Genomic DNA, 16,243 nt, shown 5'->3' with positions numbered 1-16,243 from the left:
CCGCCGACACGTTCTAGGGTCTGGATACTGAGTCTCCAGACTCACTCGGCCGACGCTTTAAGTGCGGCAGCAAGCGCTTTTTCCAGAGTCGCTGCAACATGCCGATCCAGGACGCTTTTCGATAGCGGCGTTTTTCTTCCTCGGTTGCTTCCTCACCAGCCAGACGGCGTTTGTATTTGAGCAGGTGAGCCATATCTGCGCGTCGCAACGGCGAAAGAAGGAATCGCCCGGGACCGCGACCGCGAAGGGCGCCTGCGAAGTCGATCAGCACCACCCGATCCTGGCCGAGAATGATGTTGTTCCCCCGGACATCGTTGTGCGTAATCGATAGCTTGTGAAGCGACTGCATCGCAGCAACGAGCTGGGAAAAACACAGGGGGCTCCCCGAACCCATATATTCGCTCAGAAGCTCACCGGGAACGTACTCCAGCATAAGCACCAGCTTGCCCATGACGCCGATGAGTCGAGGAGAGTGGGGCCAGTCACTCAAATACTCGAGCATCCGTGCCTCCCGGCGCACCAGGAACTGTGCGGGCCATGACAGCCAACTACCCCTGAACTTCTGATAGTCCTTGCAGATAACCGGCTTGCCGTCATGCAAGGCGATGAAGACATCCGCCTTCAGAAAGCCCTCGCCAGTTTGCAGGGAGAGGCGTTTGAGCGGGGCATCGGCCAGGCAAGAACAGTCTGGGTGTGACAGCATGAAAGGTTCCTTATTTTGGCCAATATGATTAGGAACCTATTCTTCATTCCCCGATGCGCCCATACGGGGAATCCGTAGTTCACGACCTGGGTCAAGTGCTGTGGATCGAGGGCGTATTGTAAACGTTCACTCGCGTGCTTCGACGAGCTAACCGGATTGAAGCGCACCCTACCGGTTTGTCCTTCACTGCCCCCGCCTAGGCAATCCGTCGGCAGGCCTACGCCAATACCGGGCGCGATAAATGCATAAATTTTGGCCAGACAAGAGCAAGATCGCGGTTAGCTAGAGCGTTATAGGCGCATGGAGAGCACAAGTGTCATTAATCCTGACGTTTGTCATACCGTTGATATCCCCAAAGGCCTCGAAAGATTGGCAATGTGTCCTCGACCGGCTGGACGAAACCGCCCGATCGATAGAAAACATCGCCAACGAATGTCAGGCGATTCGGGCGATCGTCGTTGCAACACAGGACGCGGTTCTAAGACCGTTGCCAACCTGCTTCGACATCGTACGGACTGACTTGCCGCCTCCTGCCGTATCAGTTTTCCGTGGAGAATGTGACGAACGTGTTCGGAAGGACGCCCTGTTTTGGGACAAGGGCTACAAAACCGCCCTCGGCATGATCCACGCAAAGCAGCGGGGATCGACGTTCGTAATGGGTGTCGATGCCGATGATCTGTTGTCCAAGAGAATCCTTGATCTGGTGCGTGACGATACCGATGCCTTCGGCTGGTACATCTCCAAAGGCTGGATCCTCCCGCTGAACTCGAAATGGGGGATCCTGCTCCAGGACTTCCACAACTGGTGTGGAACCTACGCCATCGTCAGGACGGACATCTTGCCCCTGCACGACAGCGTCGAAGAGATGCACCCTGAGATTGTTAAGTCCCTATTCGGGAACCATCGGGAGCTGATCCCTTACCTTGAGCACCAGAAGAGACCACTCAAGCCCATCGATTTCCATGCGGCGGTCTACCGTGTCGATAACCCCAGCGGTAACTTTGGCCGACGCAATTTGAGATCGAGCTTCTTTCGCAAAGAGAAGTTGCTCAACGAGCCGCGAAGCTTTTTCAGATGGCTATTGAAGCTACGATATTTCGGCGAAAAAGAACGCTCTCTCTTCCTCGGCAGCGAGCGGGCTCAGGAAGCGCCCGAGATCGGTCTGGTCGACCAGCCAAGGTAGCCCTATGCCGTCGCAGTGCCTGTTCTCATCGGCTTGGGGTACATAATGTCAAGCATTCAAAAACAGGGGCGAGTGTTTTGCCTGGACTCGCCCCGCCTCCACATGCTTTCAAGGGTCATTTGTACCCGCGTTCACAGCGGTGCGGCTACTCGCCTCCCGAACATCCTCGTCAGGAAACACCGAATCATAGACCCACGTAAACACAAACGCGTAAACGAGATAGAACACCACAAACGCGACATCCATCACCAACGCTTCGACGAACCCGACGCCGAGCCACCAAGCCACGACCGGCAGGAAAGCAAGCATCAGCCCCAACTCAAAACAGAACGCATGAACCACGCGCAGGCCCCAGGTTTTCCTGGTGGTGCCGCGCCAGCGTTTCAGACCGTGGTCGAAGAGCAGGTTGTAGAGGTAGTTCCAGCCGGTTGCCATGGACGCGCCGATAACACCGAGCACACTAGTGTCTTCGACTGGGAGATGGAAGGCCAGGGAAGCCAAGGGGATAACCAGGATAAGGCCAATAAGTTCGAAGCTGACAGCCTGCCGGATTCGATCACGCCGAGTGCGCATGATGTTTCTCCGTTAAGGCGGGTCGTCCCGCATTCTAAAGCCCGGGGTGGGCGAGGTCGTCCTCTTTAGTTGAAGAGATATTGTCTACACAGCGGTAAGCGCCGGGCATCCGCAGTTTTACCGCGTAACGCTCCTCATGGCCTGTTCTGGCTCATGTGCAGTAGGCAGGGAGGGGAGAATTAACCCAGTAAATCGGAAGCGTTGTCTCTCGGGTTGCCGTGATGCTGGGTCATATAACGGCTGTCATAGGAACAGAGCTTGGCCAACTGCTTCCAATCGAGGATCCGAACGCGGCCGCCCACCAGATCGATCAGTCCCGCTTCCCGTAAGCGTTTGAATGTCCGATTGACATGGACCGACGAGAGGCCCAGCGCCTGCGCCAATTCCGTCTGCGTGAGCGGGATGTCGAACACACTCTCGTCGTCGGGGCGGACATTGCCAGCGCGTAGGCTGAGTTCGCACAGCAGGTGCGCAATTTTCTGGTCCGCAGGCTTGGCGGCCAGGTTCATGAGCAATTCCCTGGTTCTGCTTTCTGCAGAAAGCCGTACGAGGGTGAAGGCTCTACTGAGGGTAGGATTGCTGTGGAGTACCGCCTTGAACTCATCTGCTGATAGCTGGATGGCCTGAACGGCCGTGAGGCACTTTATGGTGACGTCAGACGAGGCATTCAGGGAACTGTTTATTTCTGTCGTATCGCCGGCAACGAGAAAACCAATGATGCAGTTAGTCCCAGCCTCAGTTGCCATTTCCTGAGAGACGACACCTTCGGAAATGACGTAGATGTTCCGCGTGTGCGTTCCGCGCTGGATGATCGCTTCGCCTCGTTTGAAATGTGCGCGCTTGCGTATCAGCTGTTGAAGTTCGTGGACGTCGTTAGCGGACAGTTCAGCGTGGAAGCTGAGCTTTCTCAGGAGCGGTGTTAGATCGGGGTCAGGCTCGAAGAAATTCGTAACGCTGCTCATCAGTAGGCCCTCAGCTAAAGGTTGATGTAGAAGCTAGAAATCAGATACGGCGTACGTTGTGCTGACTTTTGCAACTTTTCATCAGCCCATACTGACCTACGACACGACTGGAGGTCGGCACGGCTATTTGTCAGGTAACTCAACAGCCTATGGGTTTTTAATATAGCGTATTGGCGATAGGTATTGGGGATCCTGTTTATAGACTTTGACTATTGTGGGCGCAGGGGCGCTTAAGAAGGTGAGGCGATGCCCGCTTTGGCGGGCATCGAGGAGAGAGTATCTAAAGCGGCAGCCTCTGGCGACGGCGAGCAACCGATAAACCAGCAATGCCCATTCCGAACAATGCAAGAGTGCCGGGCTCGGGAACACTTGCACTACTTACGAAGGTCTTGAAGTAGTAGTCGCTCTGAGCGTTTAGCTGCAAAAGCCCGTTGGAAATAAATCCACTTGTACCACCTGCGTAGGTACCTTCGGCCTCGCCTTGCAGGAAGTACATAGGCGACCCGAGTGTTGCTGGGGTGGAGATCACGAAGCTAAGGAAGTCTCCGGCGTCTACCAAAAATGCATCAGTGCTCAGATCGAACATAAAGAACTCGCCGACGACGTGTGGGCCGGGTTGAACTGTCGTGGAGGCGACGGCTGGGTCAGCAATATTGCCACCCGCGAAAACGGATAAAGTGACACCGCTCGTAGGCTCGCCCAAAAATCCGAAACGTAGGGCAATGGAAGACAGGGTTCCTCTTTTTCCTGCTGTAAACGACTGGTAAAGCGCATTTTCGCCTTCGGAAGTTTGTCCGAAGAGACTTACAAGCGTTGGATCGTTCGCTGGTTCGTAGGATTGGTCAAGAACCGGCGCCGCGAAGGTGGTGGAAAAAAAAAGTAACGCTAAAGCTGGGAGCAACATCCTTATATTCATGCCTTAAACTCCAAGGTTGGCTTAATGTCCGTTTAAGCTGATATCGCCGAACATGGGCGACACCATGAAGAGAGTTTACAGGGGATTAGATGTCAGTTCTCTGAATAGGTCTGCATTTTGGGTGTATAACGTGAGCAGCAAATAGGTTTGTCTACTCGGGTTCGTGCCGTCCACTTGCTTGGTCAACGCTATTCGAAGGTTGCCGCTTGATTGAAAGTCTCAGTTCCTCGATGGTCACAGCGACAGTTTCGTCGCTACGGCGTTTTCGCGATTCACGTACAAGACCAAAATCGTCTATTCGATCTATGAGTTCGCGAATGATGGGTTTGAGTAGCTGCATGGGGTTGTTAGTCCTGTATATCGCTGCGATCTCCTACGTCGATGTGAGAGGTCGACCCTTTAAAGGAATCTTGTCCTTAGTAGACTAGCTGTGCTCAGCATCGAACGGAATCTCTAAGGCCGGCATGGATGCCAGGCTGAAGCGACACCTGCCCAGTGGTGTGACTTGTCAGGGAGAGATCCGACACCGCGTTTTCACTGTATAGTATTTGTGCAACACCCTGGCTTGTGCTCTATACTAACTAGCCGCTGGTCAATTGATCAGAAGGAGATGTGAGGACAATAGGATGAAATGGCGAGAATTTTTTAATTTTGGAAGCGATTCAGATTCCGTCTCTCGAAGAGGCGAGACAAAGCTGACCGCAGAACACTTCGAGTGGACAGGGCCGTCTGTTCGTGTTTCCGATGGTGAGGCTCTGCTCAATAGTGATCAGATGAAGCGTGACCTTGAAGCCGCCAAGAAATTGAGTAAGGCGAACGAGAAGCTCGCGCACAGTTAAAGAGAACCGCTACAACGGCTAGAGGCCAGGGACGGAGCCGCGCCATGGTTTTTGCTCTGATTGTCGCGTTGGTGGCTCTTACGGGTTATATCTACTGCCACTCGCAAGAGAATGAGAGAAAGAAGCTGGCTTGGCACGCAAAGCAAGGCGGCTTGTATTACCGTTATGCGGCAGCAGGTCTCCTTTTTTCTGTACTCGGTTATCTGATCTTTTTCACGATTTATAAGTACGCACCGCAATTCGTCGGCACTATCGCCCACTTTCTGCTCCAGCCCTTTTATGACGCCCTTCCTGAGAACCACTCTGCAATTGATCTGATGCTGGGTACTGCTCTCACAAGCATCGGTGTAAGCTACGTGTTCGGCAAGCTTGGCTCAATGCGTGCTGCGAAGCATAAGAACAAGCTGGTTTATAAAGAAATCCGAAAGACGGAAGACTCGTTCAGTCATCTGTTGCTCGTTGCAATCGAGAATCGGCTGACGGTGCTCGTGAACCTCGATGACAATGATGTATACGTAGGCTATCCGTTGGAGTTCTATACACCTTACATAGAGCATAGCTGGATACAGATTCTTCCGGTAATGTCGGGCTATCGTGATCGATACACGAAAGAGCTGAACTTGACCGAAGACTATCAAGGTCGGCGACACGAATACGTTAAGAACAAGCTTCATGAGCTAAAGGAAAAAGGCTCTTGCGCTCGCCTGGATGACTTCTCGTTAACGATTAAGATGGATCGTATACAATCGATAACGCTATTCCATATTCCTGCCTATGTGGAAAGGATTATGGGCAAGAATAGTGGTGACCGTGAAAGAGTTTGATTCTCTGAGAAATTTTGAGCTTATGTGACATTTGCAGTTATAGGAGGTGGCGAGTAAGAACTAGGGAGAAAGAAAATGAAGCGCATATTAACTCTAGCAGTTGCCATGCTTTTCGCGTCTGTGAGCAATGTTGATAGGAGTTGGGCTGTCGTCGCGACAATACCAACGACGGGGATAGCCGCGACGTCAGTAGTTGTTGGTGCGGCTGCAACGACGGAAGGTTCTCTGGAAGAAACGCGATCTAAGTGGAATCGTAAGTTCCTAACGTTTGGGGGGCTGCTGCTAGCGACCGTTGATCCTGATCCCGCAACCTATCTCAGTGGAACCAGTGTGATTCACTACCCCGAGGAGCTCTTGGAATTTCAACAGCTCACGTGGTTTGGCCCGTTCTCTGATATGTCAACTGGAGAAATGGGGCCAACGCCAACGTCTGGAGCGGTCCAAGGCTCAGGCTTCACTGACGATGTTCAGGTCTTCGTACCGCAAGGTCCCAACCCAGACCTTTCGATTACTAGTAGCGTTAGCGGAGACGGCGTGCTGACCGTCTCATGGAACGCAGACCCTGGAATCATTGCGGATAGCGAGTCAGCCAATATTTTTGCTGCGGTATTTAGTAGCATTTCCGAGGAAGATCTGTTCTTCGAGGTTATGGAGGCTGGAAATCCGCTCGCAAACTTTAGCCAAGACACATCGGCTCAATCACTTACTTGTATTCCCCCAGGTGATGAGGAGCCCCGAGGATGCGGTTATCCAGATGAACCTATAACGTTTGGTGTTACTCAAGTTCCGGAACCATCAACGATCTTCTTATTCGGGCTATCTTTGACAGGCTTAGCCTTTACCCTGGTAGGAAAGAGACGCTCTGCCGTTAGTCAAGTCGTATGAATGTACGGTCAAGCGGTGTCCTGGCTCACTAATGCCTTCATTCGCAAGGGGCATATAAGGCAGCAAGTCTCGTTGGCGGCTGGTAGCGTTCAGCCGCCTGTAGTTGACTCCGTCATACAATCCTTCACCTCGTTTTACATTTTCCCACCCCCCAGCCAGTTTCGAGTATGACTACTATCAGGTCATATCTCTCTGTCCGGTCAAAGGAGCTGACTGTGAGTTTCTGGAAAATGGTCTTCGCAGTCTTCGTCGGCAACATGCTGACGGTCATCACCCTTCTGGTTCTGTCTCTTCTATTTATGGTCGCGCTCGGGAACACCCTTGAGAGCATGTTCAAAGACCCGAATTTTCAATCCCGCATCCAGCAGGATCTCCGCGATTCCGGTGTTGCAGAAGATATGAAGGAAGTGATCACCCAGCCACTGAAGCAGCTCAACGCTGATCTGGAGAAGCAGAACCGGGAGCTGGCCCGCGCCCGTGCCAAACGCGCGGAGCACGCTAAGCTGGTGAATAGCGCCAAAGAAATGTGCGAGTACTGGGCCGCGGAATTTCGTAAAGACGGGACCGAAGAGAGTGAAGCTTACATGGATAATGCGTGTATGCGCTGGCGTAAATTGTTGAACTCGGCGCCATAAAAAAAATCTGCACTGGTTTTCACTTATTTCTTGATCAAATTTTGATCGACTTCTATAACTAAGATGCTTGGGTCGTGAACATTGACGCGCTTATCGAAGGGGGCGCGAGGGGTGTCCGCGGCGGCAGACCGGTTCTGTCTTTGTGTTGAGGAACTCGACATGACCAAGCGAAAGAGGTCCTACAAGGTAGGACGTGATGCTGGTACCGGGCGGTTTATACCGCTGTCAGTGGCGCGGCGTCGAAAAAAAACGGCGGTCGTTGAAACTGTCACGCGTTGATGGTGACTGCGTTTTCAGGGGCTTCGGCCCCTGTTTTTGTGCTTATTGTAGTAGCGGTTATTAAGTGTATCTGTAGGCATTTTTCAAGACCATCCAATAACCTGCCCTATTCTCAAAGAAATTAGGAAAAAAGGGGCTAACTATGTACGACTATTTAGGGGTCCTTGTTTCTGCCGTTATTGCAATTTTGCTTTTTTTAGGAGACAACCTATCTTGGGCTGGTAGGTGGTACTTGTTTTCTATTTTCTCGTTACTTCTAGTTAGTACAGTTGTAAGTTTTGCTGTCATAACTGAAAGTAAAGAGAGCGAAAGTCGGTTAGAATATAATGTGAAAAATATCAAAGAGCGAGTGGTCGAGCTGCAGTTGGATGTAAAAGGAGGAAATATTAGTCTAGAAGAAATAGCGCAACAGTTAGCGACTATCGCGGGAGATCTGAATGCTAGTAATAAAGCAGTAGACAGCAAGGAATACTCTACGTCTCAAATTGGGGGTCAGTCGCTTGAATATAGATCTGATAGTGAACTCTCGAGAATGACTGACCAATCTAAACCGAAGCGGATTAGTCACGAAGAGTTTGCACACCAGTCATCTGATGTTCGAGATTCAAAGACAAGTCGTATACCGAGTACCAAGTTTAAGACGAGTAGAACATCTGAGCCGCAACATTCTCCAGTAGTGCAGGAACCTCGTCAATCGAACACTGCTAGTTTGGTTCCAGAGTCTGAAGTTTCAACTTTGCTTGCACCATTGGGTCAAAGTCCTGTACCCAAACCTCCGGATGCTATTACGGTACAGTAATTACGGATTTATTTTGGCTCTCAACTTAAAGTGTTAAATTTAAATATAACCAATATTTGTATTTTAATTCGGCATGTTGCAGAGAGAATGATGCATGCGTGACAGTGCGTGTACGCGATCGCGCAAATTATTGAGCACGGGGCTTTAAAAACAAAGCAGTCCCGGATTTAAGTAATCCTTATCGTCACAAACAACATTTTTTGTATTTTTTCCCACTGCCACAAGGGCAAGGTGAGTTTCGTCCGATCTTCTTGGCTCTCGTGTACATGGTTGAGAAACTAGGTCCATCTCTGTATTTTATTTTTTGCGGCTTTGCCATGTTTTCTGTTGCTTTGTCCATCTCGTCCGAGCGAGTCCATGGTTCATTCAACCTCAGTCCGAATCTTATTTTTAAGGTTCTAGGGTTAAGGCAGATGCCGAACCAGTCATCGGATCTCTCACTATATTTTCTCAACTCACAGTGTTGAACTAGATGTCGTCTGGCATCTTCGCTATTTCTCAGGTTGCAATGTATAGTTAACCCTCCAAAATTATCATATCCTGCGAGTGTGAAGTCGTGATTTTTATTGTCGGATAAGCTCCGCCTAGATAACTCCCCGACTGCTCTATTTATTATACCTACAGTTTTTCCATCAAGCTCTAGTAGCTGAAATCCAAGTGCTATAACAGCCGGATTCTCTATATGGTTTATTTCGTCTATCAAGTTTTCAAAATACGTGCCTTGATAAACTGTTAAGATACCGGCTGGTGTTTTGTCTCCTTCGATACCTTCGTATCTAGCAAGCATAGCGACGTCTAGATCAGCCGTAATATCTTCCTGAAGATAAACTAGATCATATTCTTTATTAAACCAAAGGTTATTTTGTAGATGATATGACAATATCGGAAGCTCGCTAGCTGTGGTGATAAGATCCGAATAGTCAACTCTACGTTTTATATAGCTTAACAAGTAGAGCGGTGAATTAAGCATTTCACACATCACGTCTAGCAGAAAGACATCCATAATAAAAGGAGGCTTTATTGTTTTGGTCCTTTTGGATGTTAAGAACTCTCTCGCTTGTGCTGTCAGGGCTGGGTAGTGTTCAGAAGTAATGCAAATTGGATATATCTCTTTTGGCTCTCTTGCCAATATGATTCGCTTTCCGTCTTTAGAGTATGCCTTGACACTTTGATCCGTAAGCTTTTCAGCGCAATCGAAAGCTTGGTCATAGGCTTTTGCACTGAATTTTTAAAGTCCGAATTAAGTGCGTTGTCGTTTCCTTTTCTTGCAGCGATCGTTAATTTTTTAGATTTTGCCTGTACAACGATAAGTCGATCACCATATGTGGCAAGAACATCTACTTCACCAACTATATCTTTTCCTTTCTTCAATATCACGTTGGTGTTTACTCGATTTGTCCTTGAGCCAAATACCTCCGTAAGCCTGGCTGTTGTAAAGTCTTCAGTAAAGTCCCCTCTATTTTTCATTGCGGTTTCAAAATACTGACTATCGCTTTGAAACCAAAAGAAAGGCGATTCATAAAGAGACTCGCACAAGCTATAAAGCTGAAAAAGACAAAAAGTTTCGTCGTCGAGTTTAATTATTGGTGCTACGTTTGTTGGATTGAAATCGTCTAGCGCGTTAAAATTTTTTATTTTTTCCGTTGTCGAAAATGAGGATAGAAAGCAGTCGACTACTTTCTTCTCGATAGCAGATTCGTTTGATAGTTCGTCGCTAGTGAAGCAATATGCGGGAAGTATTTTCCATTCGTCGGGTGGCTTTGATTTGAATGATTTTACTATCTGTGGCATTTTTTTATTTATTATTTTTTTGATCGAGTCTATTAATTCGGCCGCCTCTGAAGCTGTGAATCCTTTATGTAATTTAAGCCACGCAGAATCTTTTTTATATTTTTGCTTGGAGAAATTCGTATACTGAAATAAAAATGCAGACTCTCCGGCATATAAAATTGCCTCTCTCATATGCCGTGCGTTGTCGTTAGAAAGGTTGTTTATTAGCGTTTCTTCTTCAACTTCTTTAAGTGGTGATGCTAGCATCGAGTGGTGAAGTTCTAAAAGAAGTTGATCAGTTTTTGCTATATATTCATCGATTTTTCTGGCTCAAAGTGCTCCGAACTAAATTCATTTTTGCACATCAATCCAATTAACGTGGAAATTTCGGTTCTTATTAATCTTTCCTGTGAAAAAAAATGACTTAGATGGTCGCCGGTAAGTTTGTCGCTATATCTAATTGTATTGTCTCTAAAGCAAATCGCTGCGATGGCATGGATGTAGCCGGGAGAGGCGCAAAGCTCTGATAATTCAAGAAAAATATCTTTTTCAAGTCGCGCATTATCGGGCATGATTGCTCCTTCGCTGTTTTTGGTTATTGTTGAACTAACTTAGCCTACTCGGAGCATATTTATTTTTTATATGCTTAAACATAACGAAGTTTTATGACTCGCCTTGCCGATTCTGGAACCACCTTTCCAAAACCTGTTTAGTGACTGCTATCCCTCGGCGTGACTGTCTAACTTTGAGTGGACCTCATCGTATTCAGGGCTGGTTTGCCCAATCTCTGATGCGATCTTTCCTGAAGCAATCCACAGGGCGTATTGAGGATAGAGCTCGATTACCGCCTCTATCTCTTCTGTCTTTAGTTCCCGCTCGGGCTTGTTTCATATATTGACCATGATAGACGACGAACTTGCCCAAAGCATCAGAGACCTGAACTGGGCCCCCTTTAATGGAATGGCATGCCGGGTTCAGGTTGCTGCGAATTTCAAGCGGGCAATTTATATGTCGGCGTTTTAGGGAGTAGGGCGCCTAGAGAAATGCGTTAGGGGAGTTAGCGTAGGGTCAACATTGCCGCTAAAAGGGGCAGGCCTGGCGCGCTCCTTCATACACGGCGAGCAACAATCAGCTCGAGTTTTCGAGACGGGCGGATTACTCGGGCCTTGGCCCTCGCCCTTCGGGCCGTCGTCGCTACGCTCCGACGTTCCTTCGCATGCGTTGCATGCTCGGTCGACCCGCCTTCGGCGGTTCGCTTCCGTCCCTAGTACGGAGTTTTAGGTAATAAAAAAGGCCCATGCTTGTGCATGAGCCTTTTCTATTACAAATACTGGTAGCAAGGGGCGGAATCGAACCGCCGACCCCAGCATTATGAGTGCTGTGCTCTAACCAGCTGAGCTACCTTGCCATCTCGTCTGGAACGTAGCGCTCCCAACGAGGCGCGTATTCTCTGGATTTTGGCGGAAGCTGTCAACCCCCTCTGAATAACGGAAACATCCTCTTCTTCCGTCTCGCCGGTGTCACGAACTTGACTACAGATTGTAAAATAAATTTAAATGATAATAATTATCATTCGTTGAAAATAAACAAAGGTACCCGGGAGTGTTGGTTTGCAGGTCGGGCGTCGGTCTCAGCGCCGCTCTTTGCTGCAAATGGACTTCCCGGCGTCCTCAACAACCCACGGATGGTTGATTATGGGTTCATATCGGCAAGAACTGGCATATCGAACGGCAAGCCCGGTTGCACTGCGGGCAGTCGAGAATTCAGATCTTCATGCACAACGTCATCGGCTCTTGGCGGCCTATCGGCAACACGAACGGCCGCTGATCGACTCGGCCCAGGCCCTCATGGGCTGCCGCACGCGGGCGGAAGACGTGGTGCAGGATGCGTTCCTCAAACTTTGGGAGCAGGGCACGGGACAGGGCGTTCGCGACGAGGGGAAGTTCCTGTTCCGTGTGGTGCGTAATCTGGCGATCGATCGTCTGCGTCGGTTGGCCCTCGAGAAGCGTCATAGTGCCTGCGATACGATGATGGAGCAGGAACCCGCGCCGCCTTCGGCCTCGCCGGAGCAGCGGTTGATCGGTGCCGACGCGTTGCAGCATGTGCTGTCGGCGTTGGCGGAATTGCCGGCGCGCATGCAGAAAGCACTGGTGCTTAGCCGCGTCGAAGGGCATACCCAGCGGGATGTGGCGCGCGAGTTGGGCGTGTCGCCGACGCTGGTGAACTTCATGCTGCGCGACACGCTGGCGCACTGCCAATCCAAACTGAATGCCGGCCACACGGCCTGAGGCTCGAACAGGGACGTCCGCAATGCGATTGATCCGTTTAATCTTCAGCCACAACCCTGGCGCGCTGTCATTTTCGCTTTTCTTGAGCCTGCTCAGTGCGCTCCTGAGCGTCGGCGTGATCGCCTTTATCAACCAGCGCATGGTGTCCGCCACTGGCGAGATCGACGGATTGCTCTGGCAGTTCGGGGCACTGTTGGTCGCGCTTTTGGTGCTGGCCGCCTGGGCACAGATCGCGCTGACCGCCCTTGGCCACCGCTTCGTCTACAGCATGCGTCGTGGCCTGGTGAAGCGGGTGCTGGATACCAGCATCGAGCGTCTGGAGGCCATCGGCGGGGCTAATATCCTCGCCAGTCTGTCCAGCGATATCCGCAATATCACCCTGGCGTTCGTTAACCTGCCACAGCTTATTTATGGCCTCGGACTTAGCGTGGCCGCGTTTGTCTATCTGGCTGTGCTGTCATTGCCGTTGTTCGGCATGACCTTGCTGTGGATGGGCGTCACCGTGGGCGTCGGCTGGCTGCTGGTGACCCGGCTCAGCCATCACCTGCAACAATTGCGGGAATCCGAGGACCGCATTTACCAGGATTACGAAGCGGCGATCGAGGGGCGAAAGGAGCTTACCCTGAACCGCGACCGGGCGCGGCGCTACTACGACGAGGAATTCGACCAGAGCGCCGAAACATACCGCAACCATGTGACGCTGGCGGACCGGTTTCACAGCATCGCCAGTAATTGGGCCAATATTATGGTGCTGGGCACGATCGGGCTGGTTTACTACCTCGCGAATGGTTTGGGTTGGGCCAGCACGGCTATCGCCTCAACCTACGCGCTCACGATCCTCTTCCTGCGAACGCCGTTGGTGTCTGCGGTGGCCTCACTGCCGGCACTGATGTCGGCAAAGGTGTCACTGAAAAAACTGGATACGTTGGCCTTGGCTGAGTATCAGCCGGGTTTTGAGCAACCCCAGCATAACCCTAACGGCAAGTGGCAGACGCTTGAGCTTGAAGGCGTGGAGTATGGCTATCCGGGCCAGGAGGACGAGCGCGGTTTCGGCGTGGGGCCGGTGGACATGACGTTGCGTCGCGGTGAAGTGGTCTTCCTTGTCGGTGGTAACGGTAGCGGTAAGTCCACCCTGGCGCGGTTGTTGTCGGGGCTGTATCTGCCCCAGTCCGGTCGCGTGTTGCTCGATGGCGAATCCATGGAAGGAGAGCGCTGGGTCAGTTATCGCCGACTGTTCGCCTCGGTGTTCACCGATTTTTACCTCTTCGACCAACTGATCACCGAGGATGGCGCGGACGCGCAGCAACAAGAAGTGGAGTACTGGCTCGATCGCCTCCACATGCTGGAAAAGGCCCAGATCGACAAGGGGCGGATCAAGGACACCCGGCTGTCACAGGGCCAGCGAAAGCGACTGGCGCTTTTGCTCGCTTTGCTGGAGCAGCGGGACATCCTGCTACTGGACGAATGGGCGGCTGACCAGGACCCGCTGTTCCGGCGCCTGTTCTACCGAGAATTGCTGCCGATGATGAAAGCCAAGGGCAAGACGGTGTTCGCGATCACGCACGACGACCATTATTTCGACCAGGCCGATCGCCTGTTGAAGATGGATGGCGGGCGTTTGATGGAATTGACCGGCGAGCAGCGCAGGCAGGCAAGTCATGATGCGTTGCGGGCAGTGAGTCATGCCGATTAGTTTTGCACGTGGATGATTTGGAGGCGGTAGGAGGCGGGCGCCTGCGGCGCCTCAGAAGCTGAAGCTTCTGCTACACACTCGAGTTATACGTAAAATGTAGCCGACGCTTCAGCTTCGGAGCAGCCCGCAGGGCTGCCATCATGCAGCTCAATGACCAAGTCTCATTTGGCGGGAGGAATATTCACCAAAGCCCAAATCGAAGCGAATGGCCGCCGTCGCTGAAGCAGGGGACAAGGATGTCCCCGAGCGCCATGGCGGGCCACGGATGGCCCTCCAGGGCGCCGAAAGCGGCGGTGGTCATTCGCTTCAGGCGGCGGTGGTCATTCGCTTCAGCCCCAACCCGCCTCCCCGAAAAAATCACCAAACCTTCACAAAACCCCTTAAACACCTGCATCCCCAATACGTCTGTAAATGAGAATTGTTTGCTTTGCGGCCGGCGCCTCGGTTTTGAGGTTTAACAAAAGTGGCGGCATAGCGAGGGACCCTCAAACAGATGATGACCACGGGAGAAAGGTGATGAGCCACATCCATGACTATGTTGGCGTCGGGTTCGGCCCGTCGAATCTGGCCCTGGCGATAGCCACCCAGGAGTTTGCCCAGGGCGTGCGGTCGCCCGATGTGTGCTTTCTGGAGCGCAAGCCTGCGTTCGCCTGGCATGAAGGTATGCTGATCGATGGCTCCACTATGCAGATCTCATTTCTGAAGGATCTGGCCACCCTGCGTAATCCCCAGAGTCGCTTCACCTTCATCAACTACCTGATGGAGCAGGGCCGGCTGGAGGATTTCATCAACATCCAGACCTTTTTCCCCACCCGAGAGGAATACAACGACTACCTGAGCTGGGCGGCATCCAAGTTCGAGGACCAAGTGCATTACGGTCAGAGCGTCCAGTCCGTGGAGCCGTTGATCGAGGGCGGCAAGCTGACGGGAATGGAAGTACTGTCCCGCGACAAGAATGGCGAAATCCAGCGCCGCCGCGCCCGTAACCTTGTGCTTGGGATGGGAGGTGAGCCCCAGGTGCCGCAGGCATTTGAGGGCATCAACGATCCACGCATCCTGCATTCGTCCCAGTATCGCGGTCGTATTGAAACGTTGTTGGCGGATAGCGGGCGAAGAGCCCGGGTTGCGGTAGTCGGCGGCGGCCAGAGCGCTGCGGAGATCTTTGAAGATATCACCAACCGCTTCCCTCACGTTGATGCATCCATGATCCTGCGTGGCACCGCGCTCAAGCCTTCCGACGATAGTCCCTTCGTCAACGAAATTTTCAACCCGTCCTTCATCGATCAGATATTTCAGCAGCCCGAAGCCCGTCGCCACGAACTGCTGACTGAGTTCCGCAACACCAACTACGCAGTCGTGGATCTGGAACTGATCGAACGCATCTACCAGATGTTCTACCTGCAGAAACTCCGCCGCGAAGAGCGCCACCAGATGCTGCCTCGTCGCGAAGTCGCGAGAGTCGAGACGGGCGAGGGTGGCCTCCACCTGACCCTGCGCGACCTGGCGGACGACAGCCACAGCGAGCAGGGCTTCGACGCCGTGGTCCTCGCCACCGGTTATCGCCGGGACCAGCACCACGAGTTGCTGGCTGGGTTGGGCGACCACCTGGAAAGCTTCACCCCGGACCGCAACTACCGCCTGCGCCTGCGTAACAGCGAATCGCGCATCTACCTGCAGGGCTGTTGTGAAGTCAGCCATGGCCTGAGCGACACGCTGCTATCGGTCCTGGCGGTGCGTTCCCAGGAGATCCTCGAATCGATCTTCCTGGGCCGATCCGTCGAGCCGCAGGTGCGCACCGAGCGCGAAACCCGGCTGACATCCGCGCTGTAACGCTTTCCCCACATTGGACTTGGGGCGTCGCTCGACGGCGCCGGATTGCGCTTTTTTGACCTTT

16 protein-coding genes and 1 tRNA gene are annotated in these 16,243 nt (G+C 51.9%); 9 read left to right on the top strand and 8 right to left on the bottom strand.

What is annotated here, in order from left to right; translation table 11 throughout:
- Positions 1-13: 13 nt before the first annotated feature.
- Entirely contained in the window at positions 14-703 is a 690-nt protein-coding gene (locus tag RE428_RS17800) for a protein kinase family protein (RefSeq protein ID WP_004583287.1), read from the bottom strand.
- 313 nt (positions 704-1,016) lie between these two features.
- Here RE428_RS17800 and RE428_RS17795 point away from each other — a divergent pair, with 313 nt between their 5' ends.
- The gene (locus RE428_RS17795; RefSeq protein WP_004583286.1) at positions 1,017-1,886 is read left to right on the top strand and encodes a hypothetical protein; all 870 of its coding nucleotides are present in this window, start codon (positions 1,017-1,019) and stop codon (positions 1,884-1,886) included.
- A 108-nt stretch (positions 1,887-1,994) separates the two neighbouring features.
- Here RE428_RS17795 and RE428_RS17790 read toward each other — a convergent pair whose 3' ends face one another.
- From RE428_RS17790 to RE428_RS17780, 3 genes are all read right to left on the bottom strand, one after another.
- Positions 1,995-2,459 (bottom strand): PACE efflux transporter, encoded by a 465-nt coding sequence (locus RE428_RS17790; RefSeq protein ID WP_004583285.1) that lies wholly within the window; start codon positions 2,457-2,459, stop codon positions 1,995-1,997.
- 179 nt (positions 2,460-2,638) lie between these two features.
- On the bottom strand, positions 2,639-3,421 hold the full coding sequence (locus RE428_RS17785) for a Crp/Fnr family transcriptional regulator (protein ID WP_004583284.1): 783 nt from the start codon (positions 3,419-3,421) through the stop codon (positions 2,639-2,641).
- 280 nt (positions 3,422-3,701) lie between these two features.
- Entirely contained in the window at positions 3,702-4,337 is a 636-nt protein-coding gene (locus RE428_RS17780; RefSeq protein WP_004583283.1) for a PEP-CTERM sorting domain-containing protein, read from the bottom strand.
- 626 nt (positions 4,338-4,963) lie between these two features.
- Between RE428_RS17780 and RE428_RS17775 the strand changes: the two genes are divergently transcribed.
- From RE428_RS17775 to RE428_RS17755, 5 genes are all read left to right on the top strand, one after another.
- The gene (locus RE428_RS17775; protein WP_004583282.1) at positions 4,964-5,176 is read left to right on the top strand and encodes a hypothetical protein; all 213 of its coding nucleotides are present in this window, start codon (positions 4,964-4,966) and stop codon (positions 5,174-5,176) included.
- A gap of 44 nt (positions 5,177-5,220) precedes the next feature.
- Positions 5,221-6,000 (top strand): hypothetical protein, encoded by a 780-nt coding sequence (locus RE428_RS17770; protein ID WP_004583281.1) that lies wholly within the window; start codon positions 5,221-5,223, stop codon positions 5,998-6,000.
- 75 nt (positions 6,001-6,075) lie between these two features.
- Positions 6,076-6,885, top strand: coding sequence for a PEP-CTERM sorting domain-containing protein (locus tag RE428_RS17765; RefSeq protein ID WP_004583280.1), 810 nt, complete (start codon positions 6,076-6,078; stop codon positions 6,883-6,885).
- A 215-nt stretch (positions 6,886-7,100) separates the two neighbouring features.
- Positions 7,101-7,520, top strand: a complete 420-nt coding sequence (locus tag RE428_RS17760; protein ID WP_040883815.1) for a hypothetical protein — start codon at positions 7,101-7,103, stop codon at positions 7,518-7,520.
- A 421-nt stretch (positions 7,521-7,941) separates the two neighbouring features.
- Complete coding sequence (locus tag RE428_RS17755; protein WP_154660789.1) at positions 7,942-8,598, top strand: hypothetical protein; 657 nt, start codon at positions 7,942-7,944, stop codon at positions 8,596-8,598.
- A gap of 184 nt (positions 8,599-8,782) precedes the next feature.
- Here RE428_RS17755 and RE428_RS17750 read toward each other — a convergent pair whose 3' ends face one another.
- The 4 genes from RE428_RS17750 to RE428_RS17735 all read right to left on the bottom strand — a co-directional run bounded on the left by RE428_RS17750 (position 8,783) and on the right by RE428_RS17735 (position 11,776).
- On the bottom strand, positions 8,783-9,727 hold the full coding sequence (locus RE428_RS17750; protein ID WP_154660788.1) for a YecA family protein: 945 nt from the start codon (positions 9,725-9,727) through the stop codon (positions 8,783-8,785).
- Entirely contained in the window at positions 9,664-10,635 is a 972-nt protein-coding gene (locus RE428_RS17745) for a hypothetical protein (RefSeq protein ID WP_154660787.1), read from the bottom strand. Before RE428_RS17745 ends, RE428_RS17750 begins: the two co-directional genes overlap by 64 nt.
- Before the next feature lie 38 nt (positions 10,636-10,673).
- A complete protein-coding gene (locus RE428_RS17740) occupies positions 10,674-10,940 on the bottom strand; it encodes a hypothetical protein (protein WP_081614673.1) in 267 nt (88 codons plus the stop codon).
- A gap of 759 nt (positions 10,941-11,699) precedes the next feature.
- A tRNA-Met gene (locus RE428_RS17735) sits at positions 11,700-11,776 on the bottom strand.
- A 286-nt stretch (positions 11,777-12,062) separates the two neighbouring features.
- Here RE428_RS17735 and RE428_RS17730 point away from each other — a divergent pair.
- The 3 genes from RE428_RS17730 (at position 12,063) to RE428_RS17720 (ending at position 16,179) form a co-directional block, all read left to right on the top strand.
- A complete protein-coding gene (locus RE428_RS17730) occupies positions 12,063-12,656 on the top strand; it encodes a sigma-70 family RNA polymerase sigma factor (protein ID WP_004583277.1) in 594 nt (197 codons plus the stop codon).
- A gap of 22 nt (positions 12,657-12,678) precedes the next feature.
- Positions 12,679-14,349 (top strand): multidrug ABC transporter permease/ATP-binding protein, encoded by a 1,671-nt coding sequence (locus RE428_RS17725; protein WP_004583276.1) that lies wholly within the window; start codon positions 12,679-12,681, stop codon positions 14,347-14,349.
- Positions 14,350-14,865: 516 nt separating this feature from the next.
- Positions 14,866-16,179: a lysine N(6)-hydroxylase/L-ornithine N(5)-oxygenase family protein gene (locus RE428_RS17720; protein WP_004583274.1), complete on the top strand. Its 1,314-nt coding sequence runs from the start codon at positions 14,866-14,868 to the stop codon at positions 16,177-16,179.
- Positions 16,180-16,243: the final 64 nt, after the last annotated feature.

The sequence above is a fragment of the Marinobacter nanhaiticus D15-8W genome (assembly GCF_036511935.1).
Taxonomy (GTDB): domain Bacteria; phylum Pseudomonadota; class Gammaproteobacteria; order Pseudomonadales; family Oleiphilaceae; genus Marinobacter_A; species Marinobacter_A nanhaiticus.
This window is presented reverse-complemented; position numbering and strand designations above follow the sequence as displayed.